General features: G+C 44.0%; 27 protein-coding genes. 19 read left to right on the top strand and 8 right to left on the bottom strand.

The features are described 5' to 3' along the window. The first annotated feature begins 175 nt into the window (after nt 1-175). Nucleotides 176-397 carry a hypothetical protein gene (locus JC525_RS06285; RefSeq protein WP_198815054.1) on the top strand — a complete coding sequence of 74 codons (222 nt, stop codon included), beginning with the start codon at nt 176-178 and terminating at the stop codon, nt 395-397. Nucleotides 398-473: 76 nt separating this feature from the next. Here JC525_RS06285 and JC525_RS06280 read toward each other — a convergent pair whose 3' ends face one another. The 4 genes from JC525_RS06280 to JC525_RS06265 form a co-directional block, all read right to left on the bottom strand. Then, on the bottom strand, nt 474-950 hold the full coding sequence (locus JC525_RS06280; RefSeq protein ID WP_442859523.1) for a GFA family protein: 477 nt from the start codon (nt 948-950) through the stop codon (nt 474-476). Nucleotides 951-1,125: 175 nt separating this feature from the next. Continuing rightward, a complete protein-coding gene (locus tag JC525_RS06275) occupies nt 1,126-1,737 on the bottom strand; it encodes a phosphatase PAP2 family protein (protein WP_198815053.1) in 612 nt (203 codons plus the stop codon). Nucleotides 1,738-1,885: 148 nt separating this feature from the next. After that, nucleotides 1,886-2,530, bottom strand: a complete 645-nt coding sequence (locus JC525_RS06270; RefSeq protein WP_198815052.1) for a calcium-binding protein — start codon at nt 2,528-2,530, stop codon at nt 1,886-1,888. Between the two features lie 241 nt (nt 2,531-2,771). Beyond that, nucleotides 2,772-3,830, bottom strand: coding sequence for an aromatic ring-hydroxylating oxygenase subunit alpha (locus tag JC525_RS06265; RefSeq protein WP_198815051.1), 1,059 nt, complete (start codon nt 3,828-3,830; stop codon nt 2,772-2,774). A gap of 162 nt (nt 3,831-3,992) precedes the next feature. On the opposite strand from JC525_RS06265, the gene JC525_RS06260 reads away from it, so the two are divergent. Continuing rightward, a complete protein-coding gene (locus tag JC525_RS06260) occupies nt 3,993-4,913 on the top strand; it encodes a cation diffusion facilitator family transporter (RefSeq protein ID WP_198815050.1) in 921 nt (306 codons plus the stop codon). A gap of 204 nt (nt 4,914-5,117) precedes the next feature. Then, nucleotides 5,118-5,450: a hypothetical protein gene (locus JC525_RS06255; protein ID WP_198815049.1), complete on the top strand. Its 333-nt coding sequence runs from the start codon at nt 5,118-5,120 to the stop codon at nt 5,448-5,450. A gap of 87 nt (nt 5,451-5,537) precedes the next feature. Here JC525_RS06255 and JC525_RS06250 read toward each other — a convergent pair whose 3' ends face one another. Next, nucleotides 5,538-5,762 carry a hypothetical protein gene (locus tag JC525_RS06250; protein WP_198815048.1) on the bottom strand — a complete coding sequence of 75 codons (225 nt, stop codon included), beginning with the start codon at nt 5,760-5,762 and terminating at the stop codon, nt 5,538-5,540. 212 nt (nt 5,763-5,974) lie between these two features. On the opposite strand from JC525_RS06250, the gene JC525_RS06245 reads away from it, so the two are divergent. The 12 genes from JC525_RS06245 to JC525_RS06190 all read left to right on the top strand — a co-directional run bounded on the left by JC525_RS06245 (nt 5,975) and on the right by JC525_RS06190 (nt 18,128). Continuing rightward, nucleotides 5,975-7,894 (top strand): ATP-dependent DNA helicase, encoded by a 1,920-nt coding sequence (locus tag JC525_RS06245; RefSeq protein ID WP_198815047.1) that lies wholly within the window; start codon nt 5,975-5,977, stop codon nt 7,892-7,894. A 77-nt stretch (nt 7,895-7,971) separates the two neighbouring features. Further along, nucleotides 7,972-8,688 (top strand): tRNA (adenosine(37)-N6)-threonylcarbamoyltransferase complex dimerization subunit type 1 TsaB, encoded by a 717-nt coding sequence (gene tsaB / locus JC525_RS06240; RefSeq protein ID WP_198815046.1) that lies wholly within the window; start codon nt 7,972-7,974, stop codon nt 8,686-8,688. A gap of 77 nt (nt 8,689-8,765) precedes the next feature. Continuing rightward, complete coding sequence (locus tag JC525_RS06235; protein ID WP_105929327.1) at nt 8,766-9,059, top strand: hypothetical protein; 294 nt, start codon at nt 8,766-8,768, stop codon at nt 9,057-9,059. Nucleotides 9,060-9,478: 419 nt separating this feature from the next. Further along, nucleotides 9,479-10,171: a Slp family lipoprotein gene (locus JC525_RS06230; RefSeq protein ID WP_198815045.1), complete on the top strand. Its 693-nt coding sequence runs from the start codon at nt 9,479-9,481 to the stop codon at nt 10,169-10,171. Between the two features lie 94 nt (nt 10,172-10,265). After that, nucleotides 10,266-11,105, top strand: a complete 840-nt coding sequence (locus JC525_RS06225) for an alpha/beta fold hydrolase (protein ID WP_198815044.1) — start codon at nt 10,266-10,268, stop codon at nt 11,103-11,105. Nucleotides 11,106-11,226: 121 nt separating this feature from the next. After that, on the top strand, nt 11,227-12,879 hold the full coding sequence (gene fadD, locus JC525_RS06220) for a long-chain-fatty-acid--CoA ligase FadD (protein WP_198815043.1): 1,653 nt from the start codon (nt 11,227-11,229) through the stop codon (nt 12,877-12,879). Nucleotides 12,880-12,941: 62 nt separating this feature from the next. Then, nucleotides 12,942-14,099: a ribonuclease D gene (gene rnd / locus JC525_RS06215; protein ID WP_198815042.1), complete on the top strand. Its 1,158-nt coding sequence runs from the start codon at nt 12,942-12,944 to the stop codon at nt 14,097-14,099. A 56-nt stretch (nt 14,100-14,155) separates the two neighbouring features. Then, a complete protein-coding gene (locus tag JC525_RS06210) occupies nt 14,156-14,452 on the top strand; it encodes a YcgL domain-containing protein (RefSeq protein ID WP_198815041.1) in 297 nt (98 codons plus the stop codon). A 6-nt stretch (nt 14,453-14,458) separates the two neighbouring features. Continuing rightward, a complete protein-coding gene (locus JC525_RS06205; protein ID WP_198815040.1) occupies nt 14,459-15,541 on the top strand; it encodes a lytic murein transglycosylase in 1,083 nt (360 codons plus the stop codon). Continuing rightward, complete coding sequence (locus JC525_RS06200; RefSeq protein ID WP_198815039.1) at nt 15,541-16,209, top strand: fumarylacetoacetate hydrolase family protein; 669 nt, start codon at nt 15,541-15,543, stop codon at nt 16,207-16,209. Before JC525_RS06205 ends, JC525_RS06200 begins: the two co-directional genes overlap by 1 nt. Beyond that, a complete protein-coding gene (locus tag JC525_RS06195; RefSeq protein WP_198815038.1) occupies nt 16,206-16,700 on the top strand; it encodes a YcgN family cysteine cluster protein in 495 nt (164 codons plus the stop codon). Before JC525_RS06200 ends, JC525_RS06195 begins: the two co-directional genes overlap by 4 nt. A 144-nt stretch (nt 16,701-16,844) precedes the next feature. Next, nucleotides 16,845-18,128: an alginate export family protein gene (locus tag JC525_RS06190; protein WP_198815037.1), complete on the top strand. Its 1,284-nt coding sequence runs from the start codon at nt 16,845-16,847 to the stop codon at nt 18,126-18,128. Between the two features lie 123 nt (nt 18,129-18,251). Here the strand turns inward: JC525_RS06190 and JC525_RS06185 are convergent, their stop codons facing one another. From JC525_RS06185 to nhaB, 3 genes are read right to left on the bottom strand one after another with little or no spacing between them, the layout of a single operon-like run. Beyond that, on the bottom strand, nt 18,252-18,800 hold the full coding sequence (locus tag JC525_RS06185; RefSeq protein ID WP_198815036.1) for a GNAT family N-acetyltransferase: 549 nt from the start codon (nt 18,798-18,800) through the stop codon (nt 18,252-18,254). After that, entirely contained in the window at nt 18,797-19,324 is a 528-nt protein-coding gene (dsbB, locus tag JC525_RS06180) for a disulfide bond formation protein DsbB (protein ID WP_105929337.1), read from the bottom strand. The genes JC525_RS06185 and dsbB overlap by 4 nt, the downstream gene beginning before the upstream one ends. A 3-nt stretch (nt 19,325-19,327) precedes the next feature. After that, nucleotides 19,328-20,902 carry a sodium/proton antiporter NhaB gene (gene nhaB, locus JC525_RS06175; protein WP_198815035.1) on the bottom strand — a complete coding sequence of 525 codons (1,575 nt, stop codon included), beginning with the start codon at nt 20,900-20,902 and terminating at the stop codon, nt 19,328-19,330. Between the two features lie 430 nt (nt 20,903-21,332). On the opposite strand from nhaB, the gene fadR reads away from it, so the two are divergent. From fadR to JC525_RS06155, 4 genes are all read left to right on the top strand, one after another. Then, complete coding sequence (gene fadR, locus JC525_RS06170) at nt 21,333-22,043, top strand: fatty acid metabolism transcriptional regulator FadR (protein WP_105929339.1); 711 nt, start codon at nt 21,333-21,335, stop codon at nt 22,041-22,043. A 470-nt stretch (nt 22,044-22,513) separates the two neighbouring features. Next, on the top strand, nt 22,514-24,691 hold the full coding sequence (locus JC525_RS06165) for a S9 family peptidase (RefSeq protein ID WP_198815034.1): 2,178 nt from the start codon (nt 22,514-22,516) through the stop codon (nt 24,689-24,691). Nucleotides 24,692-24,860: 169 nt separating this feature from the next. Continuing rightward, complete coding sequence (locus JC525_RS06160; RefSeq protein WP_198815033.1) at nt 24,861-25,220, top strand: phasin-related domain-containing protein; 360 nt, start codon at nt 24,861-24,863, stop codon at nt 25,218-25,220. Between the two features lie 205 nt (nt 25,221-25,425). Continuing rightward, nucleotides 25,426-26,202 carry a hypothetical protein gene (locus JC525_RS06155; protein ID WP_198815032.1) on the top strand — a complete coding sequence of 259 codons (777 nt, stop codon included), beginning with the start codon at nt 25,426-25,428 and terminating at the stop codon, nt 26,200-26,202. Nucleotides 26,203-26,264 lie beyond the last annotated feature (62 nt).

The raw sequence follows: 26,264 nt of genomic DNA, 5'->3' as shown, positions 1-26,264 counted from the left end.
TTTAGGTGGTAGGAGATGAACGTGGTGTTGGTGACGTCTTTTAGCGCTTTGAATCATTCAAATGAAGACAGCATTAATCGAAATACACTGATCGATATGAGTCTTGCTCAACTACAAAACGTAGATGAAAGTTCTTCATGCTATCTTACGCCCGAACACATACTAAGGACACCGTATGGCTTCTAAAGAATCAAATGAAAAAACAACCGATCGCTCTTTGGGTAATTTTGCTGCCGTTAAAACCTCGATCGCCAATGGTGATACTGAGGAAGTAAAGGCGCGATTAGAGGGAAAAGCGCTTGATAAGCTTGAAAAAGATTACCTAATTGATCTTGCAAGACTGAGCGGGAATGCTGAAATGGTGGGCATTATAGAGTCTGTTCCGGTAAGCGATTAAAATTAAGATTAATAAAACGGCGGGGCAGAACGTAACTTAGTATTCTAGGGAAAAATTTATTTTCAAACATGCTTTGCTACTCAGGCAAACCTTTAAGTTTTCTTATGGTTACTAAATTACTCTCCCACGAAGCTCTACTGGCCACAAAAATATGAGCAGTAGGTATTACTGCTACATCAGTGTCCAGGCACCCTGCCGGTACAACTAGCATTCCTGAGGGGGGATTGTTTGGCAGCGCCGTCCCGCAATCCTGACAGAAGCTTTTTTGGTGTTGGCTTCCGGCAAGTGTGAAAGACGAGATGTTATCTTCACCTGAACACCAGGTTAGCTTGCCCGTCTGAGAAAAAAGGTTAGCAGCAAAAGCGGAACCTGTGTCTTTTTGACAATGCTTACAGTGACACAAATAGAAACTCTCGAATTCAGCTTCAATCTCAAAAGTTACTGCACCACATAGGCAAGAACCAACATAATTAGTCATAACGTTTCCTGTATCAGACGGAAATAAGGGCAAGTCTCGCATGCCAAACTCTGCGCTAGCTAAGTATTGACGCATGAACTCGTATCTTTCAAGTGCTATTTTACAACTCACGTAATGCCCTGTGGGTATAAGGAAAATGGATCGAATTTGACTTTTTTACCGCTGGGGTGAGGCACGCAGGTTTAAACGAATAGAAGGGGCTAACGACATGTTAGCCCTCAAAATTGAACGTTTGCCCTGTGTAACGTTTTTAAATGTGGGGGCGATTTTTAACTATCTGCTTAGTTTCAGAAATTACGGGTTTTTCTAACTTAGAAACCGCATAGGCAACACCAAACCCCAAACAGCTACCCACTAGCACATCGGAGAGGTGGTGGGCATCTCGCTTAGTTCTAGACTTTCCAATTATTGCGGTAGCTGCAAGCCCAGCCGCAGATGCTAATAGCAAAGGGCCTGAAGATCGGGGTATAGAGCCTGCCACAGCCGCTATTGCACTGGCGTGGCCCGACGGCATGGCGTTGTATTCGTCTTTCAACGCTGGCCCCTTAAATGCCGGCCCTGATTCTGCCCGGGGGCGCTTCCGACCAATTAGTCGTTTAAGGCCCGCATTCAATAAGCCTGCAACTGACGCTGATAACGTGGACTTAAGAAGAAACCGCTGTAGTTTAGGGGTGTTTGAAAATGTTGAAAGCGTATAAGCCGCGCCAGTAATTGCCGCGACGGAAGGTGGAGTAGTCGCTTTGCTAAGTGTATCGGAAGTAATTAAGCTTCCTTTACTAGAAGTCGATGTATCCCGTCTCCTGTTTATTTTCGTTAGGGTTTTAAATGCCAGTAAGCTTTTTATGCTTGTAGAAGTTAACATGATTGATTCCTTAAAAATTCACGGTGAAGCGCAGTAATCCGCTTGCTGCCAATGCTGTGATATTCACTCACGGGTTCGAATACTCACTTCAGGTAACAGGTCTTGTAAGTGAAAAAAGCCGCAGATGCGGCTTTTTTACCTATTAGAATTACTCTTCAGAATCATTTTTCATGCTTTGATATTGAGTATATTCTATACGCGTGATGAGTTCATCACCGTTAGCATCAATGTCATCAAAGTCACGGGTTACGCCACTTCGCGACGCTTCAGCTTTGGTAAGTTCACCGTCGTTATTTGAGTCCATCATTTCGAATTTACTCTCGGCAACCACTGTCTGTTCTGCCTTTACATCAATTTCCTTTTCAATGACTTTCTCATTTACTTCTGGCTCAGTGGTAGCCTGCAGTTCATGCGTCATTTTCTTGTCCTGCACCGAGCTCACTTGTTTCTCAATTTCACTATCAACCGCTACATAAGTTTCCATTGTTCCTTCTTCATGGATGCTTTCTTGTTCCGAACGTGCTGAAGAAACCACATCACCGTCGAAATGCAGAGGATATCTCTCGATATGGGCGTTAAATTCCTTCATTGAAAGTTGCGCGTCTGCATTCTTATCAATTCGCGTAAAGTGCGGCAAAATATCGCTATCTTTAGCTTCTTCTTGCGAAACATACCCACTGCCATCTTTATCCAGATTCGCGAATGTTGTTTCGATTTTTTCTACTTCATCACCAGCAAATGCTGTAGTAGAAAGCGCTGCACTGATAAGCGTTGCAATTGTTAACTTTTTCATATCTTACTCCTTGGTTTATGGCCTCCATACTGCTCTAAAACGGAGGAGAGAATTCTATATGAGTGATTCACAGTACATGCCATTCTCGAAAATCATATGTAATTCATGTGGATATGTTTTTTGGTGTCGTCTTAGCGCTTGCGGTTATTGTGATAAATATAGGGATTTCTGAAAAAGTTACTCGATATCGTTAACAAAAAGTGAACAACCTTGTTCAACTCATCCTCAATTACCCTGACTATTACTCAGTGCGGGCCAACCAGTCGTAGAAGTGCGCTACCCCAGCTTCTAAGAAAGGCTCAATAGGGCCGTGTTCTTCCTCACCTGTAGAAAACAATGCCCGCCGTCCTTTTTCTAACAAAAGGCAGGCTTCCTCGTCTTCTTCTGCTGTTTCCATGTAAGCGCGCTTTTCTGCAATAAAGTAGTGTGGCATGGATTCATGCAGTGCTTTGGGGTAATAAAACTCTACGTGGTTTATACAAGCATCTGCGCCCTTGGGATAGATGGTGCTGACTACAATAATATCTGGGTACCATTCAATCATGATATTAGGATATAAAAAGCACCAAATTGCGCCATACTTCGGAAGCGCCTGACCATAGCGGCTCAAAAGAGCATCTTGGAATTCGCGATAATTATCGGTAGTACGTTTCGTAAGCTCGCGACCCAGCCCTACTTTTTGTATTGAGAAGTCCTCACCAAACGACCATTCTAAGTCATCTGCTTTTACAAATTGGCGTAGCCCAGGGTGCATTGAATAAACATGATAATTTTCAAGGTATATTTCTACAAAGGTCTTCCAATTGAATTTGTATTCAGCTGTTTCAGAGCCTGCATAGAAATAACCAGTAAAGTCTAGGTACTCGTCTAGTCCGAGTGAAGTCAGATCTAGTTGAGGAGCACGGCCGCGAAACAACAGGCCGTTCCATGTTGTTAGTGATTCTTTTTTTAACTGTCCATTAGGAGCATCCTTAAAGTGAGGCGTGCCTTTTAACAGCCCTGTGTTGTCATAACCCCAACAGTGCAATTTGCATACGATATTTCGGGTTCGTCCACTTCCTTCAAGCAGTTTGGCCTGTCGGTGTAAACAAACGTTAGATATAAGTTCATAGCTCTCGCCCTGATTAAACAGGGCATAACGGTCGTTAAAATGGGGCAATACTTGGTAGCTAAACTTCTCGGGCACCATTAATGAATGGCCCGCATATGTAACTCCGCGAGAGAAAGCTTGCTGGACTTCTTTACGGCTTTCGTCAGCATCAAAATAACTTTTAATAGAAGGATGGGTACTGATTGTCATAGTTTAAAAAGAGTGCCAAAAACGGATCGCGTTACGTGGAAAAAACGTAGCCGACTTGTACCACCGAATTGGTTAAAAAAATAGCGGTATTTTTCATTGGACCCCTATTTTTTTTAAAATATCAGAGTAGAATCCGCGCACCCTAATTTTGTAGTGACTTTCATGGACATTGGTTTCCATCACTCTGAAGAAAAGCGGTTGCTCACGCTTTCCTTTTACATCGCCGGCGCTTTTGTTTTTGTTGCGCTCGGTTTCGCTATTGCAACTCACTCAGGCGCAATTTTATTCGATGCGGCGTACTCCTTAATTGCATTTGTTATGTCAACGTTAACGCTTAAAGTGGCGAGTCTAGTTCAGCGCCCAGACGATGACCGCTTTCATTTTGGCTACACCGCAATTGAACCTACTTTGAACATGTTCAAGTCGCTGATAATTATAGTTACTTGCATGTATGCCGTAGCGAGCTCTATTCAAAGTGTTATCGCAGGTGGCAACCCTTCCGCCTATGACATTGGTATGTTTTACGGTGTGGTAGCAACCACAGGCTGCTTTGGCATTTCCTTTTACATGCGTATTAAAGGGAAACACTTACTGTCAGACTTAGTCAGGGTAGATTCGCATACATGGATGATCGATGGAGTGTTAAGCGCATCCATACTCCTCGCTTTCATTTTGGCGTACGTTCTTGAGGGGACGCAATATAGTATGCTTGCGCCCTACGTCGACCCGGTACTCCTCATCGTTCTTGGCTCAGCGATGTTGCCCGTGCCATTTAAAATTTTGCGGGAAAGCCTTAATGAGGTAATAAATAAAGCGCCGCCCGAAGCTATCTCGGCTGTAATTGAGAAAAAGTTTAAAAAGACGTTGGCTGACGTCCCTTACGAGCATGTTGAAGTTCGCATAAGTAAGCGCGGGAGAGATATGTATTTGTTAGTTCATATCATTGTGGATGATGCATTTTCTATCGCGACTATAAGTGATTTAGACGAAATCAGGCTCAAATGCGAAGCCGAGATGCGAGAGTGGGATCCGTCTATCATCATGGATATTTTATTTATAAAAGATCCCGAATTAGCGGAGTAAATTTTTGTTAGGGCTAGGCATACTTACTTTGTGAGCGGTGCAATTTACCGCGCCAAATGCTGAAAGTCTTAACAGAGTGAAGCAACCTTATTTTGTCGAGTTTAAAGTAGGGAACGCAAGCAATTTTGCAATCGCTGTGACGCTTTACTGGCTAATTGCGCGAACATTTCCGATAATCAAATCTTTAAGTCATGCGAATGTGTAATGGAAACTCGACTGCCCCTTTATAAAAAATTGCTGGTTATGTATCGAATTGAGCCGGGGTGTCTAGGGCCGCAGGGCGCTGATTACGTCGAGGAATTCTGTGTTTTTGCTAAACAAAAGCTTAAAGACAGGCATAGCCATTGTTTGCGATGGGCGATTAAACCTCGCTATGACAAATCCTTGCCCGAGTTAGCGTTTGAGATAAAAAACGGGACTTTGTCTCGCGATAATGCAGCTAAATACATGACACGTTTCGATATAGATATAGACGTGTTTGAAGAAGCGCTGGATGAAGAGCTTGCTGATTTGGTTGACGCGTTTTTCGAGCGATAAGGCAGGGGACAAAGCGCTAAAGCAAAAACACAAAGGCCTCGATATCTAAATCAAGGCCACTAAGTAACAGTGTGAAGTTTAGCTAGATTAATCTAAAGACGAAACTTTAGCATAGCCTTCTGCTTCTAATTCATCATTAACACATTCAAGAACGAATTCGTCTTCTGACTTGCCTTTTGTTCCTTCTTCTTCCGCCACTTCCTGACAGAATTGCGTCAGTTCTTCAACAAGCTCCGCAGGTGCCGTTTCTGATGCCAGTGCTGTTAAAGAAAACGCCATTGCCGTTAAACCTATTAAGACTAAACCCTTCATAATTACCTCGTAAAATAGTTGAGTGTAAACACTTACGAGCTGGATATTGCGCTCACTTTTAAGGTTAAAAAAGCTAAATTTTTTGCTCCAGAAGACAAAATCTTTTCATCAAATAATCGCTATTTAAATGTGTAAAGCTTTAATGGGCATTCAATAGGCTTTTTGGCATAATGCGCGGCCGAGAGTAGAAAAGTAATGACAGCGCCTACACCATGCCAACAATAAATAACGTATTTTCTTCAGATGGTCTTCTTGCTAGCACCATCAAAGGGTTTGTGCCTCGAGAGGCGCAAACAGAAATGGCTAAGGCGGTTAAGCGCGCAATAGATACCACGGGCAGTTTAATTGTAGAAGCGGGTACAGGTACGGGGAAAACTTTTGCGTACCTTGCTCCTGCGTTATTGAGCAATGGAAAAGCTATTGTTTCTACCGGAACGAAAAACCTACAAGAGCAGTTGTTTCACCGTGATTTACCGCTTGTAAAGAAAGCCCTTAACAGTAAGCGCAAAACCGCGCTGTTGAAAGGGCGGTCAAACTACCTCTGCCTTCACCGTCTTGCTCAACACGGCGGCAATTCAACGCTGGTTGAAAAAGAGGTATTAGGGCAGCTATCAGAAGTGAAGCGTTGGTCGACTACAACGAAAACGGGTGACATGGGCGAGTTGAAGACGCTTCCAGAGGATGCGCGCGTGCTGCCATTAGTGACCTCTACGGTAGATAACTGCTTGGGGCGTGATTGTCCAGACTATGAAGATTGCTACTTAGTTAAAGCACGTAGAAAGGCATTAGATGCCGATATTATCGTGGTGAATCACCACCTGTTTTTTGCCGATATGGCGCTTAAAGATACGGGGTTTGGCGAACTTATTCCTGAAGCCGATGCAATTATCTTTGATGAGGCTCATCAGATTCCTGATATTGCCAGTGATTATTTCGGCGAGTCGCTCTCGACGCGACAGATTCACGACATAGCTAAAGATATAACCCTACTATTTAGAACAGTGTTAAAAGATGCGGGGCAGCTAGATAAAGCGGCCGACAAGTGCAGAATGATCGCATCTGATTTACGCCTTCTGTTCCCTGATACCGCAGAGCGAGGAAACTGGGCAGAGGCATTAGACCGTGACGATGTGCGCATGCAGGTGGGCAAGCTTGCTGAAGCCCTCGGTGTTTTGCACGAGGTGTGTAAACTGCATATTGGTCGGGATAAAGACTTAGATAATATGTATGAGCGAGTAGTGGCGGCAAGAGAGCAACTTGACGCTCTCAGCGATAATAAGCAAGAAAATGTCAGCTTGTGGTATGAAACGACCCAACGTCATTTGATCATGCATCTGACGCCGTTATCTATTGCTGCGAAATTCAGGCGATTCGTATCATCACCGCCTCGCGGATGGATTTTTACCTCAGCAACGTTAATGGTTAACGGCGGATTTGAACACTTTCAGCGACGAATGGGGCTGGAAGATGCAGAAACATTAGGTTTAGATAGCCCGTTTAACTATCCCGAACAGGCCATGCTGTGTGTTCCACGTTATTTGCCCGAGCCCAATAGCTATGCCATGCGTGAGACCTTGCTGGAAACGGCTAAACGTTTAATCAAAGCAAGCCGAGGGCGGTGCTTTTTATTATTCACCAGTCACGCCATGCTAAGAGAAATAGCCCAAAAGCTAGAAGATGAGATAGATAATCCATTGCTCGTGCAGGGGACAACAACCAAACAAGCATTGCTCGATGCGTATTTAGCCGATGAAAAAGCGGTGCTTATGGGGACGGGGGCATTTTGGGAAGGGGTCGATGTGAGAGGAAACGACCTTGTCTGCGTTATGATTGACAAGCTGCCTTTCGCTTCGCCCGATGACCCGCTACTGCAAGCGCGCATGGAGGATGTGAAAAAACGTGGGGCCAATCCTTTTGGTGTAATTCAGATCCCACAGGCTGTAATTACCCTGAAGCAGGGTGCAGGACGATTAATTCGAGACCCTACAGATAAAGGCGTATTGGTTATTTGTGATAATCGCTTAGTCACAAAACCGTACGCTAAAACCTTTGTCGGAAGCTTGCCAGATATGAAGCGTACAAGAAGCTTAGATGAAGTAGAAAAATTTTTAGCCGGCATTGATGAAGCCTAAGTTAAAGCCCTAAACATCGGCTTCTTGGAAATTAGAAGCAGAGGTCGATTTTAGGTTATACAACACAAGAGACATACATGAACATTTTAGCGATAGATACGGCAACCGAAGCCTGTTCGGTAGCATTACAGCACAACGGAATACGTACTACCCGTTTTGAAATATGCCCACAGCAGCACAGTCAGCGTTTGCTTCCCATGGTTGACGAGGTATTAAAAGAAGCGAATATCACGTTAAATGACTTAGATTTACTCGCGTTCGGTCGGGGCCCCGGTAGTTTTACCGGCGTTCGTATAGCTACTGGCATGATACAAGGTTTAGCGCTTGGTACGGGGCTTAAGGTCGCAGGCGTAAGCACGCTTGAAGCTATGGCGGTCGAAGCATCAGCCAAAATCAAAGATGATAGTGCACTCATTGCGGTAGCCTCAGATGCGCGCATGGATGAAGTTTACTTTGCCGTGTATCATCACACCCCCGATGGCCTAAATCGGATCATCGATGAGCAGGTTTGTCCGCCTGAAATGGCTTTGGAACAGCTTGATTCAATGGGCCAAGAGGTTAGTAAAAAAATGGTAACCGCTGGCACCGGATGGGCTGCATATGAAAAGCTTAATGTTTGGCGCTCAAACGTCAGTCCTGAAAATAGCGAGGATGTTTCCCTTCCTAACGCAGAGTTTATGCTTAATCTAGCATTAAAAGCGCACGAAGTTGGCGATGTATTTGATGCGGTTAATGTAGAGCCTGTTTATCTACGAGACAAAGTTACCTGGAAAAAGCTGCCAGGAAGAGAGTAATCAGGGAAATGGCTTGCAGCAATGCTGTGCTGCAAGCACCTCTGATTTGGTATAAATTTTGCCTCAAATAATCTTATATGATTATTAACAATAATTTTGCTTTACCGTCTTCGGAGCCTTCTCAGGGGCGGGTAGCTAAAATCAACAAAGACCCTGAGCAACAAAGCAAAGGGCAAAGCGAATCGTCTGCCAGGGCGATTGTTGTTGCGCCTGATAAACAGGGCACAGATAACGCAAAAGCATATCAGCAGTTTATTCGCGAAGACGGCAATAATTATTCTCAAAACGCTATCGCCTCTTACACCAGTTTCGAAAAGCAAGCGCAGCGAGAGTCAATTCAAGCAATGTTTGGCGTTGATATTTACGCCTAAAACTCAGTATTTTAAATGGCCTTGTAATAGACGTTACGGGCCTTTGTTAACGTATTCGTTTTACCTCAACTTTTTTACATGTAGTGACGCGCTGTAGTTAAACAAACCACTTACGCAAAGCTTACATTTTGTTTAATTCTCACGTACTAATTGAACGAATAGATGGAAGACACCTCTAAAACATAGTCTATCTTGCGTTAGCATAATTGTAATTGAACGGCAGTGGTTGTCGCTTCGTATTAATGCTAATGTTTAGTTTGATAGCGTGTGCTTTTTCTTTTCAAGTTAAAGAGATACGAAAAACAACTTGTAGGCCAGCTAAAGAAAATACACCGCTTTTTATCTTGAAATTCAGGGTTTGCTTTGATTAAGTGCAATATTAATACGGCACTTTTTCTGGGGTTCAAAGGAGCGCTTAAATGTCTCGTTATTTAGTTTTACTCACAGTCTTCTTGTTTACCGGCTGTTCCATCGTACCTGATAGCATTGAGGTGCCAGAAGGCACGCAACTAGTCAGCTACTCAAAGGCGGTAACTTCAGGTGCCAATGCGCAAGGTCAGAAAGCGCGTTGGGGTGGTTTAATTGTCGGGGTAGAAAATAAACCAGACAAAACCTTTATCGAACTTGCGCATTTTCCGTTAAACCATTATGGCAAGCCCGGCACGAGTGGGGAAACGTCGGGCCGATTTAAGGTTCAGATTGACGGATTTGTCGATCCCATTGTATTTGAAGAAGGTCGTTCAGCAACCTTTCTAGGTACTATTACCGCACCTACGATGGGTATGGTGGGTGAGCAACCCTATATTTATCCCACAATTATTGCCGACGATTACCACATGTGGCGCGACCGTGATGTTTATCACATGGATACTTTCGGCTTTAATAGTTTTACAGGTTGGTATTCCCCATTTTGGGGTGGGGTAGGACCATTTTATCACCCGTTTGGATGGCGCAATATGGGGTGGGGACATCCCGGTTTTAACCACACACGTATCATACGATATAGCAACGCGCCGAGCCGCTCTGCGATGCCAAGTACAAAGAAAGTAAGCGCTAAGTCCCAGAGCAGGGGAACGCGTTCGAACAATCAGACGATTCAGCAACAACAGTAGCATACGTAATAAGGGCGGCACAATATTGCCGCCTTTTCTATTTTTTTCTGGCTAATATGGATTTGGGCGGCAATAGCTTGCCGGGGAAGGCACTATGATTGAAACAGAATTTAATATTGGAAACCTCACTTTAGCGGCATTAGATAATCAAGGGGGCGGTAAAGTTGTCATCGGGTTGCACGGTTTTTTAGACAATGCAGAAAGTTTAAGGTTATTGGCACCTTATCTTCAAACCCACCGTTTCGTTGCTATCGACCTTGCCGGTCACGGTCGCTCGGGTCATCGAGCGGCAGGTGCCCATTATAATCAAGCTGACTACCTTCAGGATTTGTATGCATTAATAGAGACTCAAGCCTGGGACGACGTGATTTTGCTAGGTCACTCTTTGGGGGGCATTTTGGCAAGTATGTTTGCTGCGCTGTTTCCTGAAAAAGTATCAGCGGTGATAAGTATTGATGCCTGCGGACCACTTACTGAATCTGAAGACACTACACCATCACAAATGCGCGAAGCTATCATTAGCCGTCACGCCAAGTCGCGCAATAAACTTCGTTTAGTAGACTTGGACGACGCGGTGGCCGCAAGGTGCAAAATCTCGGATATACCCGAAGAACATGCGCGCTCAATTCTAGCGAGAAACCTCACTCAGGATGCAGGCGGGCATGGTTTTTGGTCTAGTGATCCCAAACTTCGCACGAAATCTACCCTTAGACTTACAGAGAAACAGGCAGAATCACTGATGCGTGCCATCGAATGTCCTGTGCTTTTCATCGGTGCGTCTAACAGCTTCAAAAAACTGGACGGAGTGTTTTCAAAACGAAAAGGCTGGTTTTTAAATGCGCAGTTCGAACAATTTGTGGGCGGTCACCATATTCATATGGAAAATACTGACGATATAGGGGTATTAATACGTCATTTTGTTGAGCAATTGTAAATTGTATCGTTTATTTTTTTTTACACTTCCTATACTATTCGCAAGTTATCAGACCAGTTACGTGAACGTGGCTCCCCATGCGTTCACCAAATAGTATAAGAATAAAGTAAAGGAGGTTTTGGTGGAAAAAACCTGGCTTAAGCATTACGACCCTCGCGTTTCCGCAGAGATTGATGCCGATCGTTACGCATCAGTAGTAGACATCTTCGAGCAGTCAGTAAAAAAGTTTAAAAATAGAGAAGCCTTCATTAATATGGGGCATTCAATTACGTTTGAAGAGTTAGACACCTTGTCCGCTCAATTTGCTGCTTATTTGCAGGCAAGCGGATTGAAGCGCGGTGACGCAGTGGCAATCATGATGCCAAACCTTCTTCAATATCCTATCGCCATGTTCGGTATTTTGCGCGCGGGAATGGTAGTGGTTAACGTTAACCCCCTTTATACCGCTCGTGAATTGAAGCATCAGCTTAATGATGCCAATGCTAAAGCCATCGTAATCGTCGAGAACTTTGCGTGTACTCTTGAAGAGGTCATTGCAGAGACTAATCTTCAAGAAGTTTTTCTAACCGCCTTGGGTGATATGCTGCCCGCGCCAAAGCGTTGGATAGTTAACGCAGTAGTCAAATACGTTAAGAAAATGGTGCCCTCGTTCACTCTTCCTGAAACTACGTCTTTTATGTCAGCGGTTAAAAAAGGTCAGTCGCTGGAATATAAGCGCCCTGAAATTGATAGTGGCGATTTAGCGTTTCTTCAATATACAGGTGGAACTACAGGGGTATCAAAAGGAGCAATGCTCACACACCGCAATATGGTGGCTAACCTTGAGCAGGTCTCAGGTATTCTAGAGACGGTGATTGAAGAAGGTGAAGATTTTGTAGTAACCGCACTTCCGCTTTACCATATTTTTGCGCTTCTGGCGAACTGCCTTATGTTCGTTAAGTACGGTTGCCGCAACTTGCTCATTACCAATCCGAGGGATATGCCTGCTTTCGTTAACGAATTAAGCAAGTACCCCTTCACTATCTTACCTGGCGTAAACACGCTCTTTAACGGCCTGCTAAATACCCCTGGGTTCGACGAACTAGACTTTAGCAAGTTCAAGTTTGGTCTAGGTGGCGGTATGGCCGTTCAGCGCCCTGTTGCTGAAAAGTGGGAAAAAGTAACCGGCACGGTACTACTGGAAGGTTACGGTCTTACGGAATGTTCACCTGTAGTTGCAGTAAATCCACCGCAGATTGAAGCTTATAAAGGCGCCATCGGTATGCCTGTTCCTTCGACAGACATTAAACTACTTGACGATGATGGAAATCCCGTTGAAAAGGGTGAGCCCGGTGAATTGTGGGTGAAAGGCCCTCAGGTCATGAAGGGGTATTTGAACCGCCCAGAAGCGACAGAAGACATTCTTAAAGATGGATGGCTGGCGACAGGTGATATTGCAACGGTAGATGATGAAGGTTACTTCTATATTGTTGACCGTAAAAAGGATATGATCCTGGTATCAGGCTTTAACGTGTTTCCTAACGAAATCGAAGAAGTTGCCGCAATGCATGAAAATATTGTTGAAGCGGCAGCGGTGGGGGTTCCCCATGAAGTCAGTGGCGAAGTTGTTAAATTGTTTGTAGTTAAGAACAACGACGCGTTGACTGAAAAAGACGTTATCGCGCACTGCCGTAACCACTTAACGGGTTATAAAGTGCCTAAGCAAGTTGTTTTCAAAGACGACTTACCGAAAACCAATGTAGGTAAAATTCTGCGTCGGGAGCTTCGAGACTAATTCTATTGAAATAGTTTTGTGAAAGCCGGCGTTAGCCGGCTTTTTTATTACTGTGCAAAAATATGCAATATCAATTAATTACGACATTTGAACAATTAGACAAGGTGTGCATAGCTGCGCAGCGCCAAGAGGCTGTAGCTTTGGATACCGAGTTTGTAAGAACAAGAACACTTACCCCTCATTTAGGCCTAATTCAGCTTTATGACGGGCACCAGCTCGTGCTCATCGATCCGCTTGCTATTGATAATATGCAGCCTTTTATTTCGCTTATGGAAAATACAGCAGTGGTAAAGGTGCTGCACTCATGTTCAGAAGACATGGAAGCTTTTCTTACCGCATTTGGTACTGTCCCCACGCCTGTATTTGACACGCAGTTAGCGGGAAGTATGCTGGATATGGGGCCGTCATTAGGCTATGCCAAGTTAGTGGAACTGCTTTGCGATATTAGCTTAGACAAGGGAGAATCACGCACTGACTGGTTAGCTAGACCCCTTCGAGAGGCTCAGCTTAGCTATGCCGCCAATGATGTTCTGTATCTTCTGCCGTGCTATCAACAGCTAGCCAGCAAAATACAGGAAGCAGGCAAAGTGCACTGGATTTATCAAGAGATAGATTTGTTAGTCGAGAAAAAGCGCGCACAAATGCCAGAAGACTTTGCCTATTTGAGTATTAAAAATAACTGGCGTTTGAACAGCGAACAGCTCACTGTGCTTCAAGCTTTGGCTGCATGGCGATTGAATATGGCGAGAAAGAAAGACTTGGCGCTCAATTTTGTTTTTAAAGAAGGGCATTTATTTGAGGCAGCCCAGCGTCTAATAGACAACAAATCTGCACTGTCACGGATTAACGGCGTGAATCATCAGTCGGTGAGGCGCTATGGTGACATCATTATTACGTTAATTGAAGAGGCCAGGGCGAAGTATGCACAAACGCCTGAAAAGCTGAGACTGCCCATTGTGTTGCGACTTATTGATGTTGCGAAATATAAAAAGACGCTTGCAGAATTGAAAGATATCAGTGAGCACATTGCCAAAGATAATGGGGTTAATGCTGACGTAATCGCGTCTAAAAAACAGTTGAATCAACTACTTAAGTGGTACTGGTTTTCGGTCGACGAAACGCGGGTTCAGGGCTTAAAGCCTGATGTCCTTTCTACGTGGCGAGAGCCTCTGTTTCGTCCTCATGTGACACGTCTTCTAGGCGATGCTCCATCGCAGTAGCGCCAAGTCCTAAGACGGGTAAAAGCAACTAGCCCGATACGAAGAGAAAAAAACTTATGTTATGCGCTGTATATAAAACACGAAAAAAAGAAGGCATGTATTTATACGTGCCGAAGAAAGACAATTTTGAAGATGTGCCTGAGCCATTGATGCAAATGTTTGGTCGTCCAGAGCTAGTGACTATTCTTGCATTAGATAAGCACGAACGTTTAGGTATGGTCGACAAACTAAAGTTAATTGATGAGCTTAACGAAAAAGGGTTCTACCTTCAGGTGCCGCCAAAAGAAGAAAACCTCCTAGAGACACATCGTGAGTCTCTCGGCCTTTCAAAAACACCGGATAAAAAGTTTTAAATTACCATGTTATTCAATGCAGTAAATTTTTGGTTGGGCAGACTGGCGATAAGAGACATCCGCGAAGCCCTAAAGGCGGCTTTTAGACAGAGTAACGTTTCAGTGCTTTTAACCGTTTTCGTATTTGCTTTGACGTTTTTGCTTCACAATATCGCACAAGCGGCCACAAACGACTCGCTAACCGAAGAGGGTTTTGCTAATTACGTAGCCTCCTTAAAAACAGAAGCGGTAGATAAGGGAATGGACCTTGATAAGCTGGATGAGGCCTTCGCCACCATCACGTTTAGACCTACCGTAGTAAAATCTGATAAAAACCAGCCAGAGAAAAAGATAACGCTAGATGATTACTTAGCCACGCGGGTGCCGGATTGGAAAGTTAAGCAAGCGGTGGCAAAGTATGATGAACATAGAACGTTACTCGAGAAAATAGCCAAAGAATACGGGGTCCAAGCTAGATTCATTGTTGCCCTGTGGGGAAACGAGTCCAACTTTGGAAAAATTCAAGGCAATTACAGTGTGCTTTCTGCGTTGGCTTCCTTAGCGTACGAAGGGCGCCGAGAAAAACTATTTAAAGACAACTTTTTTGCTGCATTACAAATATTAAGTGAAGGGCATATCAGCGTTGATGCCCTTAAAGGTTCCTGGGCTGGCGCGATGGGACAGACACAGTTTATGCCTATTTCTTTCTTGAATTACGCTGTGGATTATAACGGCGATGGCAAGAAAGATATCTGGGGCACTGAAGCCGATGTCTTTGCTTCTATTGCAAACTATCTGTCGTCTGAAGGATGGAGCAGTAAGGGCACGTGGGGAAGGCAAGTCAAACTTTCAGGTACTGTGCCAGTTTCGGGCTTAGATAAAGCTAGCATGAAACCGTTGTCATTCTGGAAAACAAATGGAGTAACCCGGTTTGATGGAAGTACGCTTCCCAATGTTGATGTTAACGCGTCGCTTATTATGCCTGATGGTGAAGAAGGGCGGATATATCTGGTGTACGACAATTTTCATACGCTAATGAAATGGAACCGCTCGTCATACTTTGGCATTTCAGTAGGCTATCTTTCAGAACGAATAAAGCGAGGATATTAATGCCCTATCATCATATTGATGTACGCGGTAATGAAATATTATTACCGGTAAATAAAGTGGTTTGCGTTGGTCGCAATTACCTTGATCATATTCAAGAAATGAATTCTTCAGTGTCTGAAATGCCGTTGCTTTTCATGAAGCCTAAAGCCGCAATGTGTAACATGCGCGATAAAATTACGGTTCCTACCGATAAAGGTGAGTGTCATAACGAACTTGAAGTGGCGGTTTTGCTTAAGTCTTCATTGAAAAACGCCAGCGAAGAAGAAGTAAAGGCCGCCATTTGGGGCGTCGGTTTAGGGTTAGATCTTACTCTTCGCGAAATCCAAGCTGACTTGAAAAAGCAAGGTCAACCCTGGGAAAGAGCTAAATCGTTTGATAACAGCGCGCCGCTATCTGGTTTTGTGCCGTTGAACGTAGTTGAGGATCTTGATGACCTGCATTTTAGTCTAACGATCAATGATGAGATTAGACAAAGCGGTCATACAGAATTGATGCTTTACAAAATTGTTCCGCTTATTGCGCACATGTCTTCTGTATTTACGCTAGATAGCGGCGATGTGATTTTAACCGGAACGCCAAAAGGTGTCGGCAAGCTAACGCCTTCTGATACCGTCATCGCATCGCTAGAAAATCACCTAACCGTGCACACAGAGGTAGTCGCAGAATGACAGCTGCATTTTGGGAAACTAAGTCTTTAGAGGAAATGTCTCAAAGGGAATGGGAATCGCTGTGTGATGGTTGTGGCAAATGCTGCCTCCAAAAGTTTATCGATGATGACGCTGTTGAAGAATACGAAGTCACCGATCACATCAAAGATAATGAGAAAATACACTACACCAACATAGTTTGCTCATATTTAAATACGAAAAAGTGTGAGTGTACGCAATATGAGAGACGAACGGAACTTGTGCCCGATTGCGTTAAACTCACTAAAGAAAACCTTAAAGACATTTTCTTCATGCCAAACAGCTGCGCCTATCGAAGACTTTATGAGGGTAGGGGCTTACCGTCATGGCACCCGTTGCTTAACAAAGGTAAGAAGCACGTGATGCACGCAAAAGGAATGTCGGTACGCAATAAAACCGTGTTTGAAACAGACGTCGATCTGAGCAACTTTGAGGATTACATCGCTATTTGGCCTCTCGAAGATTTAGATTGAGTTGAGGCGACAGAATTGTAACGCATGATCTAATATACCAACCTCGCCACATGTAATCATAGACTAAAGAGCACAAGTGATACTTATGCGCTTAGTTTATACTTCCCAATTGTTTTTCTTAACTAGTTTACAAAAGGCTTGAAGATGGAGAAGTCGAGCGCTAGCGCGTTAGGATTGTTGGTCGTTATTGCATGTCTAGTAATGCCTTTAAAAGCTGAAAGTCTAGACTTCAATTACAGCGGTTCAGTGAGAATGCGTTACGAAACCCTGAACAATCCTATTTTTCCTACTAATGAAGATGCGCGTGAAAAAACAAATGAGCGCCTCTCAACCCGTATCAGGCTAAAAGGCGAAGCCGTTTATCAAAACTGGCACGCCGTCGCTGAAATCGAAGATTCTAGAGCTTTTCTTGATGATAATGATCCTACGCTCAAGTCTGCTCAAGTAAATACCCTTGAACCTGTTCAATTCTACATTACTTACAAAGGTATTAACGAGTATCTAGATAGCGTTACCGTGGGACGTGTAACCCTCGATCACGGTAGTCGCAGGTTAATGGGGCGAACCCGTTTTAGGAACGCTACCAATAGCTTTGAAGGTGCGCTAGTCGACGGGCGCTGGTCAGGATGGCGTGTACGTGGTTTTTACCTATTTCCGGTTTCTCGATTTCCATTAGATGCCCCGTCACTTGACGATAATAAGCGCGCTTTTGATAAGAGCTTTAGCAATCGAAAATTTTTCGGGGTTTACGCTGAATCACAAGATGATGCCTGGAAAATACATAGTTACTGGTTAAAAGAATCAGACTCGGAAGCGCTTGCAACGAAAAATCGCGACCTTTTCACTCTATCAGTGGATTATTCGCAAACCTTCTTCAAGGACTGGAAATACAATATCGAAGCGATAGGTCAAACAGGTCAGGCGAGACAGTCTGCATCGGCATCTGATTTAGAAGATAAAGATGTCACAGCATGGATGGTGCACAGTCACATTGGCAAACAGATAAGCGCAAGCACGTTTTTAAGAGCTGAGATCGATGCTGCAAGCGGCGACAACAATACTGACGATGCAACAATACGCGGGTTCGACTCGCTTTACGGTCTCCGAAGATTTGATTTCGGCCCTACAGACGTGTATCAGACATTCCCACGTAGCAATATTCTGGCGCCTGGGCTTAGAGGAGTGTCAAAACTTAGCGGAGCGCACTCGGTTATGATTGGCTATAAGGGACTATGGCTTCATAAAGTGGCCAAGGGAGAAGATGATTTCTTGGGCCATCAGGTAGAATTTCGTTGGCGCTACCAAGCGCTTAAACCGCTGCGTGTTGAAATAGGGGGCGCATATCTTGCGAAAGGCAGCGCGTTAGAAGCTGGCGCTTACCCCGATGACTCTCTGTATGCTTACACTGGGCTTATGTATTCGTTTTAATTACCCATCCAGGCCAGAGCACGGATTTACTCTCTTATCTTGAGCGGTATATCTTTAGCGCTCCATGGGTCTTAAGGGATTTGAGTTGAGAGTAGTGAGTAATAGCTTACGATAGAAGGCGAATCATGAAGTAAGCGCGTAAAGTAGTGCGTCTCTTCCGAATACACGTTTGCGGCATAATCCTTCTTTAATGCCGCCGATACGCTCAGCCACACGAATGCTTGCCTTGTTGTTTGGCTCTACAAAGCATTCTAAACGATGTAAATTCATCTGCGAAAAAGCGAGCTTTTTTAACGCTTCACAGATTGCTGTTGCTAACCCTTTACCGCAAGCGTCAGGTCTTAACCAGTATCCAAGGTTTGCCGTAAGGTGAGTGTGGTGGATATGGTTGATTATCCCCATACCCAAGCATTTATCTTCGTGAATAAGCAAATAGGTAAGTCCATAGCCAGCTTCCCGAGCACTCTCCATATTAGCAATACAATGTTTAGCAAGCGCAGGGGTGACAGGGCACACCGCAGAACCAAACCACGGCTTTACATGATGAATGGATTGCTGGCCAGCCTCACAAAGCGCATGGCAATGTTTTTCTGCTATGCGCTGAATTGAGACTGGGCCTTGCTCTGTGTGAATAGAGGGCAGGCGAGAAGGTAGAATGGATAAGTCGATCAAAAGGGTTTTTTATCCAACAACCGACATGCGAAAACGAGTGCGAATACAACAAAATAGGCAGCAAAAATGATTTGCATCCATTCAGCCATACCCATCGACAAAAACTGCCATGAATCTTCTAAGCAATCCCCCTCTGCTGCAAATACTGCTGGTAGCCATTCATGCAACTGCAGCCAAGACGGAAAGTTAGGTACTATTTCACAGCTAGCAAAAAAAGGATTAGCCGCGTTAAGAATGCCCACGTGTTCTTTGGCAATCAAGAAGCCCCACCCAGCCGACACTGCCCAACCGGCAAAGCCTAACATGCGAGTGAAGCCGTTGTTTTTTATAAGAACGATTAATGCAGAAAGCACTATGCCATACATTGCCGTTCGCTGGTAAATACACATAATGCAGGGCTTTAAGCCCATACCATACTGGAAATACAAGGCTGCAACTTCTAGAGCTAATGATGTAGCGAAAAGCACAAGCCACGATGACTTGTGCTCTGCCCACTGGCTTATGCCGTGAATCATACTACGCATACATTAGTGACCTGATGCTGGCGCGCCAGCTCCAGTTGCCGAGTGATGCTCAATCAGGTGCATGTCATATAAAACCTGTGTAGCATCAGCCAGTCCCAAATAAGTCGCCAACAAGCCCACTATCGTAAGTACAATAGTATAAGGCAAAGCCATCATTACCATTCGACCGTATGATAAACGAAGTAGCGGGGCAATTGCTGAAGTTAGCAAGAATAAGAAAGCAGCCTGACCATTTGGTGTAGCAACACTGGGCAAGTTTGTTCCTGTATTGATTGCTACTGCAAGCATGTCGTACTGGTCACGCGTGATTTGCCCTGCTTCTAGAGCAGCTGTAACTTCGGTTATATAGACTGAACCTACAAACACGTTGTCGCTCACCATCGAAAGTACACCATTGGCAAGATAGAACATCACCATTTGTGTTTCGCCTTCGAATGATAATACCCAGTGGATAACAGGTTGGAATAGGCCCTGATCGATAATTACCGCAACCACGCCAAAGAAAACACAAAGCAATGCGGTAAAGGGCAGTGCCTCTTCAAAGGCTTTACCCAATGCGTGTTCTTCAATAACACCACTCATTGAAGTCGCTAAAACGATAACCGACAATCCAATTAGGCCTACTGATGCCATGTGCGTAGCAAGACCTACTATTAACCAAATACCAATTAGCGCTTGAACCACTAGTTTTGCAGTTTCACGCTTGCTGCGACCCTTGTCCATATGGTCGTTGTAGTCGACTAAGATTTGTCTTACGGCAGAGGGTAACTTTGCGCCGTAGGAGAACATGCCGGTTTTTTCCAATACTACAGTAGTTAGTAAACCAAAGATAAAAACAGGTAAAGATACGGGCGCCATTCTGATAAAGAATTCAACGAAGTCCCAGCCGGCTTTATCTGCGATGATTAAGTTTTGAGGTTCACCAACCATGGTCATAACGCCACCTAGCGCAGTACCTACCGCCGAGTGCATCATAAGGTTTCGCAAGAATGCTCTGAAATCCTCTAGGTCATGGCTTCCTAATTCATCATCGCTGGTGTGATCATGTTCAGAGTGAAACTCTTTGCCGGAGGCAACCTTGTGGTAGATAGAATAAAAACCTAAGCCAACACTAATGATCACCGCGACCACCGTTAAGGCATCCAAAAAGGCTGACAGAAACGCTGAAGCGAAGATAAATGCCAGTGAAAGAATAAGTTTATTTTTCACTTTAATGACAAGCTTGGTGAAAAGGAACATCAACAGATCTTTCATGAAGTAAATACCTGCCACCATGAATACAAGCAGTAGCAGTACTTCCAAGTTAACTTCTATTTCATGCATCATATGACCAGGTGAGGTCATGCCAATAAACATGGCTTCTATAAGAAGAAGTCCGCCTGGCTGCAGTGGATAACACTTAAGCGCCATTGCCAGTGTAAAAATAAACTGAATAACAAGTGTCCAGCCAGCAATATATGGGTCCACCATAAAGATGAAGGGATTAACAATGAGAAAGGCAATGATGGTTTTTTTATACCAGTCGGGCGCATGTCCCAGGAAGTTCTTATAGATCGCCGCGATCATTGAGGTTTGCATGGGTTCCTGTTCCTTTTACAACAAAGCACGCATTTTTGCGTATCTTTACACTGTGTAGTTCCGGTTATTGCATACATAAACTGCTGGTGTAGCGCGATGAATTTCGCTCAACCATGGTTTTGCTGCTGTCATTATAGTCGGAAATTAAGCGTACATGATATTAACGTCTTGAGAAAGCAAATCACAGACCCCACCATGTGAAAGTTGCTGAATATTTATCACATTTTTTATGATTTTCACCGTGGCAGTTTAAAACCTTTCGTATTTCGAGCAATTTGTGTACAAATGGATGGCTGGTTCCTTTGAAATAACACTTTAATTTTAAAGAGTTGTTAAAAGCTTTAGTAGACCAGGCATAATTCATTGTGATAATAAAAGGGCATCTGGTACAATCAGTTACAAAATAACAAGAACGTGCAGGCGATTAGTTATGATTTATAAGGCACAGAGTCCAGCCGGATTCGCCGAAGAATACATTGTTGAATCTATATGGAGTGGAAGATTTCCACCTGGCACCATTTTGCCTGCAGAAAGAGAGCTTTCTGAGTTGATTGGTGTAACGCGAACCACATTGCGCGAAGTGCTTCAGCGTTTGGCGCGAGATGGATGGTTAACCATTCAGCATGGTAAGCCCACAAAAGTGAACAACTTTTGGGAAACTTGCGGATTAAACATATTAGAAACGCTTGCTCGTTTAGACCAAGAAGGTATCCCTGAACTTGTCGACAACTTGCTGGCAGCGCGAACAAACTTGAGTGCGGTATTTATTCGGGGCGCTATCCGAAACAACCCTCAAGAGTCTGCCGCAATCATTGCTCGCTATAAAGACGTTGAGCAAGAAGGGCTGGCATTTGCTCAATTTGATTACCAAATGACCCACGACTTGGCGTTAGCGTCGAACAACAACGTGTTCGTGCTTATGATGAATGGTTTCCGCGGTTTATACTCGCGTATTGGTGGTTACTTTTTCTCTCATCAGCAAGCGAGAGATGTTGCCAACAAGTACTACGCGGATCTGCTAAATGTTGCGGAGAATGGCTCGTACGAAAAAGTACCTGTAGTGGTAAGAAACTATGGAATTGAAAGTGGAAAAGTGTGGTCTGCCATTCGAGATGAAATGCCAAAAGACTTGGTCGACTAACGGTTTTGCTTTTCCATAAGTTCAGATGTGGACACGAACAACTGAACAAATAATATCGCTAACCTTCTTTCGCTTAACCAGGTGTGAGTAGAAGAAGTACGGTATTTAGTATACGCAAAAAAATACGCCGCATCGCTTTGCAAAGCATGCGGCGTTTTTTTATTCCTTAGTTTTACAACTATATTGTGTTGGTCGCGCAAGCATGGTTTAGACGCAAAAGCGTACCTCAGTCTTTAATCGCCCATAACATGAAGTTTCAACACATTTTGTTACATTTTCCCGTCTTTTAGAGGAAGAGCAGGTATTGAGTATTGGTAGCGTTAATGTCTTGGGTATGTATACTCAAAAATAGTGTGTGTACCGTTTCGCTCTCTTTAATACGCGCTGGTGTTTTACATGGTTGTGTACCTTATTACATCAGCATATTGCGAGCGTGACTTCGATATAGAAGCGAACATTTAGGAAGACAGATGAAATATTTATGGATAGCTATTGCAGCTGGCAGTCTTTTATCGGGCTGTAGTTTAGAAAATAAAAATGAACCCGCTGAAAACATGCCAGAAAGTAAAGTAACACAAGCTCTGCTTAAAACAGAAACGCCTGCGCCTGTAGCGAAGAAAGTGCCTCACAAAATGGAAGCTCATGGAGTTACGCGTACTGATGACTATTACTGGATGCGAGACGACTCTCGCACCGACGATGCAATTTTGGCTCACCTAGAGTTAGAAAACAATTACCTGGAGACGGTGCTCGCGCCACTAAAAAGCAACCGCGAAGCGCTTTATGAAGAGTTAGTGTCTCGTATCGAGAAAGATGACTCTACCGTACCTGTTCTGGATAATGGCTACTGGTATTACACAAGCTATTCGGGAGAGAACGAATATCCTGTGTATTTAAGAAAGCCGACGCTCGATGCCAATCCCCAAGTTTTGTTAGACGCTAATGTCATGTCTAAAGAACATGATTATTTCAGCATAGGTTCTTATGCAGTAAGCGAAAACAACGCTTTGATGGCGTATTCAGAAGATACACTTAGTCGTCGTATTTACACTATTTATGTGAAAGATATAAAGCGTGATGTAATGCTTAACGACGTTTTAGAGGGAACATCAGGAAACGTAGTGTGGGCGAACGATAACACGCATCTTTTTTACGTCAAAAAAGACCCACAAACCCTGTTAGGCTATCAGGTTTTTCGCCATGAGTTAGGTACACCACAAAATGACGATGTGCTGGTTTATGAAGAAAGCGACCCTACGTTTTATACGTCGATCAGTAAAAGCAAAGACGATAGTGTTATTTATATACACCACCAAAATACGGATAAGACAGGGGTTACCATAGTAGATGCGAACAACCCCACAGCACCTGCACAGGTATTTTTACCGCTAAAAAATGGGCAAGAGTATAGCGTTGCCAAAGCTGAAGACGGCTACTACGTGTTGACGAATATCGACGCAAAGAACTTTAAAGTTATGAAGGCGCCGCTTAATGCCACCGGTGATGTGTCAAAATGGAAAGATGTCATTGCTCACCGTCCAGATGTTTTTCTGCAAAGTATTGAGGTAATGAAAAATCACCTAGTAGTAAAAGAGAAAGAAAACGGCATGCTTCGCATGGTGGTGCACAATCTGACGACAAACGAAGAAAAAGTTATTCCAACACAAGATCCCATTTATGGTGCGTATTTTTATGCGAACCCTGAGATGGACACGAACACACTTAGAATTTATTACAGCTCACTAACAACCCCAGCCTCTATTGTCGATATCAATTTAGATACTCTCGACAGTGAAGTAATGAAGCAAACCCGTGTATCTGAGACGTTTGATTCATCTGCTTACAAATCGGAACGCGTGTCGATTGAGGCTCGCGATGGAACCGAGGTACCGGTGTCACTGGTGTATAGAAAAGACAAGTTTAAAAAAGATGGAACAAACCCGCTTTATCAATACGCTTATGGGTCTTATGGTGCGACGATTGACCCCACATTCAGAAGCAGTTGGTTGTCTTTAATAGATAGAGGTTTTGTGGTTGCCATTGCACACATTCGCGGCGGGCAAATGCTGGGGCGAGAATGGTATGAAGACGGTAAAATGCATCAAAAAATCAATACTTTTACCGACTTTATTGACGTGACTAAAGGGCTCATTGCTTCGCAATATGCCGATAAAGACAGAGTATTTGCGATGGGAGGCAGTGCAGGTGGCCTGTTGATGGGGGCCGTAGTTAATATGGCGCCTGAGCTTTATCGTGGCGTTAGTGCACACGTGCCTTTTGTTGATGTGGTGACCACCATGAGCGATGCTTCAATACCTCTGACAACTGGTGAATATTCAGAGTGGGGTAATCCAGCCAATAAAGAGGAATTTGAGTATATGCTATCGTACTCACCCTACGACCAAGTCGAGAAGAAAGACTACCCTAACATGCTGGTAACAACCGGGCTCCACGATTCTCAAGTGCAATACTTCGAGCCTATGAAGTGGGTTGCAAAGCTTAGAGAGTATAAAACGGATGACAATTTACTATTGTTTAAAACCGATATGGAAGCAGGGCATGGTGGTGCATCGGGGCGCTTTAAGCGTTTTGAGTCGACTGCCCTAGAATATGCCTTTGTTTTGCATCTCGCAGGTGTAACTCTCTAATGAGATGCTAATTTTTTGAATCTAGCTTTTGTCTTTAAGCCCGAATAAGTCACCACTTTTCGGGCTTTTTGATTTTTTGTGTTTTTAGTATGCGGATTCTAAATGTTAAGCGTAAAGTTAAGTCATGGTGTTAAAACACACTTTTATTTAGCATTAATAGGAGCTCAACATGACGACTACAAACACAATCAAAGGCAAAATTAACGATGCCGAAGAAATGGCGCGTAAAATTTGGTTAGCGGGCCTTGGCGCTTATGGTAAAAGTGTTGAAGAAGCACAGGGGCGCTACGAGAAGTTAAGCGAAGAAGCAAGCAAAATGTTTGAAGAGCTTGTAACTAAAGGCGAGACATTAGAAGAAGACGCGAAAAGCAAAGTAAAGTCTACGACTAATGATGTTGAAAACCGTGTAGCAGATGTACGCAAGAAGCTAGGCCTTGACTCAGAGCCAGCTGACCAACGTATTGAAGAACTTTCAGCTAAAATTGACGCGTTAACTGAAGCGGTTGCGAAGTTAGCTGCGAACAAGTAACTCTTTGCTCCTTTTGGGCACCCGAGGGTGCCCATAACGCATAAAAGCTTTTAGCACACGTATTAGCGCTATTGGCTTAGTGCAATTGAGTGGCAGCACTGTTTTTACAGGGCGTAAAGTAGAATGGCCAGATTGAAAATTTATTGATTTCATAAGTGCGTTACCATTGCTGTCACGCTTACTGAATCTCCACTACGGAGGCATTATGAGCACCAAAACTATTCCTAACACAACGTCACCGACTACCGTAGACAAGGGCTCGACTGCGGCTAACGGTACAGCAACGTCTCCTTTCAAATCATCACCACTGTTTGGCTGGTTGTATGCAGGTACTGACCTGATATCTGCCAAGCTCGACCAAGCAGCAGGCATGGTAAGTCAAAAAATTGATGAGACTCAAGAAAACATAAATGCTATGCAGGCAAAAGGGCTTGAAGTTGAGAGCGAACTAAGGCAAACCTTAAACCCATTTGCACTGGTTGACGCTGCACAGAAGTTTGTAAGTTCCACCCCGCTTTTTTCTGTATTTTCTGGTGGGCAAAAACGCCAGCAAAAAGAACATCAGATAGAGGCGTTGAATGCGAAGGTTGATTTACTGGTGGAGCAGGTGGCCTTGTTGGCAGCAAAGGAAGCAGCGAAACAGGTAAAAGCCAAAGAGACAACGAAAGCACCAGCTAGTACAAAAAATACGTCTTCAAAAGCCAGCACAGCATCAAAGCCGACTCGCGCACGCAAAACGACGGCCTCTACAACAAAATCAGCGTCTGCCGGCGCTACTGCGTCAAGTAAGAAACCGGTAGGCTCGACGGTCAGTAAAGGCGCGGCGGCCAAAACATCAGCGAGAAAAACCGCAGCAGCGACGAAAACAGTGCCTTCTAAGGTTACGTCGAGTAGTGCTAGCAACGCGACTAAACCTGCGGTCGCAAAAGACGGCAATGCTATCAATAGCGGGGCGTCTTCCGAGACAAAGAAAAACGATTAGTCGTGCTATTCGTCGCTAGTAATAACGCAAATAGGGTAAGCTTTTTGGCTTATCCTATTTAC

Origin of the sequence: Alteromonas sp. IB21, from assembly GCF_016405965.1 — a bacterium.
In the GTDB taxonomy this organism is placed as follows: domain Bacteria; phylum Pseudomonadota; class Gammaproteobacteria; order Enterobacterales; family Alteromonadaceae; genus Alteromonas.
Note: the sequence above shows the minus strand (reverse complement) of the source record. Positions and strands in the feature narration are given on the sequence as shown.

Bases quoted from the DNA above. Each gene is read 5' to 3' on its own strand.
- JC525_RS06285 (WP_198815054.1), top strand. From the start codon at position 176: ATGGCTTCTAAAGAATCAAATGAAAAAACAACCGATCGCTCTTTGGGT.
- JC525_RS06280 (WP_442859523.1), bottom strand. From the start codon at position 950: ATGCGTCAATACTTAGCTAGCGCAGAGTTTGGCATGCGAGACTTGCCC.
- JC525_RS06275 (WP_198815053.1), bottom strand. From the start codon at position 1,737: ATGTTAACTTCTACAAGCATAAAAAGCTTACTGGCATTTAAAACCCTA.
- JC525_RS06270 (WP_198815052.1), bottom strand. From the start codon at position 2,530: ATGAAAAAGTTAACAATTGCAACGCTTATCAGTGCAGCGCTTTCTACT.
- JC525_RS06265 (WP_198815051.1), bottom strand. From the start codon at position 3,830: ATGACAATCAGTACCCATCCTTCTATTAAAAGTTATTTTGATGCTGAC.
- JC525_RS06260 (WP_198815050.1), top strand. From the start codon at position 3,993: ATGGACATTGGTTTCCATCACTCTGAAGAAAAGCGGTTGCTCACGCTT.
- JC525_RS06255 (WP_198815049.1), top strand. From the start codon at position 5,118: ATGGAAACTCGACTGCCCCTTTATAAAAAATTGCTGGTTATGTATCGA.
- JC525_RS06250 (WP_198815048.1), bottom strand. From the start codon at position 5,762: ATGAAGGGTTTAGTCTTAATAGGTTTAACGGCAATGGCGTTTTCTTTA.
- JC525_RS06245 (WP_198815047.1), top strand. From the start codon at position 5,975: ATGCCAACAATAAATAACGTATTTTCTTCAGATGGTCTTCTTGCTAGC.
- tsaB (WP_198815046.1), top strand. From the start codon at position 7,972: ATGAACATTTTAGCGATAGATACGGCAACCGAAGCCTGTTCGGTAGCA.
- JC525_RS06235 (WP_105929327.1), top strand. From the start codon at position 8,766: ATGATTATTAACAATAATTTTGCTTTACCGTCTTCGGAGCCTTCTCAG.
- JC525_RS06230 (WP_198815045.1), top strand. From the start codon at position 9,479: ATGTCTCGTTATTTAGTTTTACTCACAGTCTTCTTGTTTACCGGCTGT.
- JC525_RS06225 (WP_198815044.1), top strand. From the start codon at position 10,266: ATGATTGAAACAGAATTTAATATTGGAAACCTCACTTTAGCGGCATTA.
- rnd (WP_198815042.1), top strand. From the start codon at position 12,942: ATGCAATATCAATTAATTACGACATTTGAACAATTAGACAAGGTGTGC.
- JC525_RS06210 (WP_198815041.1), top strand. From the start codon at position 14,156: ATGTTATGCGCTGTATATAAAACACGAAAAAAAGAAGGCATGTATTTA.
- JC525_RS06205 (WP_198815040.1), top strand. From the start codon at position 14,459: ATGTTATTCAATGCAGTAAATTTTTGGTTGGGCAGACTGGCGATAAGA.
- JC525_RS06200 (WP_198815039.1), top strand. From the start codon at position 15,541: ATGCCCTATCATCATATTGATGTACGCGGTAATGAAATATTATTACCG.
- JC525_RS06195 (WP_198815038.1), top strand. From the start codon at position 16,206: ATGACAGCTGCATTTTGGGAAACTAAGTCTTTAGAGGAAATGTCTCAA.
- JC525_RS06190 (WP_198815037.1), top strand. From the start codon at position 16,845: ATGGAGAAGTCGAGCGCTAGCGCGTTAGGATTGTTGGTCGTTATTGCA.
- dsbB (WP_105929337.1), bottom strand. From the start codon at position 19,324: ATGCGTAGTATGATTCACGGCATAAGCCAGTGGGCAGAGCACAAGTCA.
- nhaB (WP_198815035.1), bottom strand. From the start codon at position 20,902: ATGCAAACCTCAATGATCGCGGCGATCTATAAGAACTTCCTGGGACAT.
- fadR (WP_105929339.1), top strand. From the start codon at position 21,333: ATGATTTATAAGGCACAGAGTCCAGCCGGATTCGCCGAAGAATACATT.
- JC525_RS06165 (WP_198815034.1), top strand. From the start codon at position 22,514: ATGAAATATTTATGGATAGCTATTGCAGCTGGCAGTCTTTTATCGGGC.
- JC525_RS06160 (WP_198815033.1), top strand. From the start codon at position 24,861: ATGACGACTACAAACACAATCAAAGGCAAAATTAACGATGCCGAAGAA.
- JC525_RS06155 (WP_198815032.1), top strand. From the start codon at position 25,426: ATGAGCACCAAAACTATTCCTAACACAACGTCACCGACTACCGTAGAC.